The organism is Burkholderia sp. Ax-1720 (assembly GCF_011753035.1).
Classification (GTDB): Bacteria; Pseudomonadota; Gammaproteobacteria; order Burkholderiales; family Burkholderiaceae; genus Burkholderia; species Burkholderia gladioli.
On record NZ_VWWK01000348.1, the window covers coordinates 1 to 2,791 of the forward strand.

General features: G+C 72.8%; 3 protein-coding genes. All 3 read right to left on the reverse strand.

The window, feature by feature from the left end:
- Positions 1-160 precede the first annotated feature (160 nt).
- A complete protein-coding gene (locus tag F3J18_RS36470; RefSeq protein WP_025101072.1) occupies positions 161-706 on the reverse strand; it encodes a hypothetical protein in 546 nt (181 codons plus the stop codon).
- Between the two features lie 94 nt (positions 707-800).
- A complete protein-coding gene (locus tag F3J18_RS36475) occupies positions 801-1,886 on the reverse strand; it encodes an ABC transporter permease (protein ID WP_025101071.1) in 1,086 nt (361 codons plus the stop codon).
- A partial coding sequence (locus F3J18_RS36480) for an ABC transporter ATP-binding protein (protein ID WP_166917000.1) occupies positions 1,879-2,791 on the reverse strand: 913 nt, incomplete at its 5' end. The genes F3J18_RS36475 and F3J18_RS36480, both read right to left, overlap by 8 nt.

Below are 2,791 nucleotides of genomic sequence, written 5' to 3' on the forward strand. Positions count from 1 at the left end.
CCTACACGACGCTCCTCCGATCTGCCGGCGTGATGCGACAGGTCGGCCAGGTAGGGCGCGCCGGCCTCGCCGTCGAGCCAGCCCTGGCCGCTGCCGTCTGCCAGTGCCGCGGCGAGCGCGCCGGCCTGGATACGCCGATCGGCGACGGGCGCGTCCATGCTCAGCTCGCCTGCGCGAGCTGGCGGCGCAGCCGGCCGCGCACCACCACCAGCGCCACCAGCGGTACCACGCCGCCCCACAGCGGGCTGTGGCGCATGGCGACCGAAACCGCCAGCGCCACCACCGTGACGGCCAGCATCACCAGCGACAGGGAGCGCACGCGCGCGCGATCGGCCGGGGCGATGTCGACGAAGCCGCCCGCCGACCAGGCGGTATGGACGATGCCCACCACCAGCACGCAGACCAGCATCGCGGCCGGCCCCAGTTGCTCGCCCCACAGCTCGCTGCCGCGCGGCGAGGCGAGGGCCAGCGCGCCGCCGATCAGCAGGTAGAGATCGACGCCGATCGCGATGCTGTTGCGCTGGGCGCGGCGCAGCAGCCAGGCGCCGTGGAACACGGCCAGCACGCCGCCGATCACGAAGGCGGTGGTCCAGCGCTGGTCGGCCGTGCCGGGCCCGAAACGGCCGTAGAACAGGAACACGATGGCGGGCAGGAAGTTGCTCGCGTGCATCAGGTAATCGACGAGGGGGTTGGTGCGGGACGTCATGAGGCATTCTCCATCGGATGACTGCGGTGAAACGGACAGGGCCGGCGCCGGCCCGCGAGCGGGCGCGCCGGCGCGGGGCTCGGCGCGCTCGCGTTCATGCGTCGTGCCAGCGGAAGGTGCGCGCGGCCACGCCGAGGAACAGCAGGGTGGCCAGCGCCATGCCCGCCAGCTGGGGCAGGAACGGGCCGTAGGACGCGCCGTCGATCAGCACGCCGCGCAGCGCCACGGCGAACTGGTTGGTCGGCAGGAAGGCCAGCGAGGCCTTGATCCAGTGCGGCGCGTCGTGCATCGGGATCGTCAGGTCGCTGAAGAACAGCAGCGGGTAGTAGGTGACGTTGCAGGCCAGCTCGGCGGCGGCCAGCGATTTCGCGCGGCTCGCCAGCAGCACCCCGAAACTGAGCACCATGGCCGCGCCGAGCAGCACGATCGGCAGCGCGCGCAGCCCGGCCGGGGTCACGATCGGCAGCGCGATGCCGAACGCGAAGCGCGCCACCGCCAGCAGCACCAGCGCCGAGAGCGCCATCATCGCCATCCGCGCGACGATCAGCGCCGCCACGAACATCCCGCGCGAGACCGGGAAGCACACATAGAGCTTGAAGGTGTTGCGCTCGCGCAGCGCGGCGATCGCGGTGGCGGTCGAGTTGAGCCCGATCGCCATGAAGGACATCACCAGGATGCCGGTGGCGAAGAAGCTGCCGTAGTCGAACGGCCGGCGCGCCGGCGCGCTGTTCTCGAAGTGCACCGGGGCGATGGCCGGCAGCCCGAGCCGCGTCGCCGCGCAGCGCGCCAGCGCGATCTCGACGATGCGCGAGGCGGCGCGCACGCCCAGCGAGCCGTTGAAGTCGTAGCGCACCGTGGCGCCCTGCTGCGGCGTGGCGCCGAGCGTCACGGCCAGGCGATCGGCGGGCGCGGCGCCGGGCGCGCCGAAGCTCGCGCGCACCGTGTCGCTGCGCGACAGGCTCTCGGTGACGGCGGCCTGGCAGGCGGCGCGATAGGGCGTGGCGCCGCCCGGCGCGAGGAACACCACGTCGACCGCGCCGAGCGAGCCGGAGCCGCCGAACGCGAACAGCATCACGCTGAGCAGGAACACCGGGAACACCAGGGTCCAGAACAGCGAGGCGCGGCTGCGGAAGAAGCCGAGCAGCTCGTTGCGCACCAGCATGGCGAATACCTTAGTCATCGCGCGGGCCCTCCGTGCAGACGCGCAGCAGGTCGGCCGCCGTGCTGGGCGCGAGTTCGAGATGCTGGATGCGCTGCTCGCCGACCAGCGCGTGCACGGCGGGATGCAGCGAGGCGTCGCCGAACACCTCGATCGCCAGCTCGCCGCGCGCGCGCTGGTTGACCACCCCCGGCAGGCTCGCGAGCCGTGCCTGCAACTGCTCGCTCTCGAGGCGGTTGTCGCAATGCAGGACCGCGCGCGCCTCGCCCACCAGGGAGGCCTTCAGCGCGGCCTGCGTGCCCTGGTAGCGGATCCCGCCGTCGCGCACCCAGACCAGGTCGTCGACGATCGCGAGTTCCTCCGCCGAATGGCAGATCATCACCACGCTGGCGGGTGCGCCGTTGCCGGCCGGTGCGCGCAGCAACTCGATCACCTCGCCCGTGTAGCGGCGATCCAGCCCGGTGAAGGGCTCGTCGAGCACCACCAGCTCGGGCCGGTGGGCGAGCGCCACATGCAGGTCGACGCGCTGGCGCTGCCCCTTGGAGAGCGCGCGGCAGGGCTTGGCGAGCAGCTCGGGGATGCCGAGCGCGGCGCTCACCGTCTCGTCCACGCGCCGGTACATCGCGCGATGCAGGGCGACGATCTCGCCGACCCGCATGTGATCGGGATAGTCGACCTTCTGCAGTTGCGCGCCGAGCCGGCGCAGCGCGGCCGTATCGCCCATGAAGCGGCGTGCCGGCGCGCCCAGCACCCGCATCTGCCGGCCGCCGCGCCGAAAGCCCAGCAGCGCCTCCAGCAGGGTGCTCTTGCCGGCGCCGTTGCGGCCCAGCAAGGCGGTCACGGCGCCCGGCACGAGCCGCAGCGAGAGCCCGCGCAGCACTTCGGTGCGGCCGCGGGCGATGGAGAGACGATCGGCGATCAGCATG

Coding starts and splice junctions, on each gene's coding strand:
- F3J18_RS36470 (WP_025101072.1), bottom strand. CDS start 706: ATGACGTCCCGCACCAACCCCCTCGTCGATTACCTGATGCACGCGAGC.
- F3J18_RS36475 (WP_025101071.1), bottom strand. CDS start 1,886: ATGACTAAGGTATTCGCCATGCTGGTGCGCAACGAGCTGCTCGGCTTC.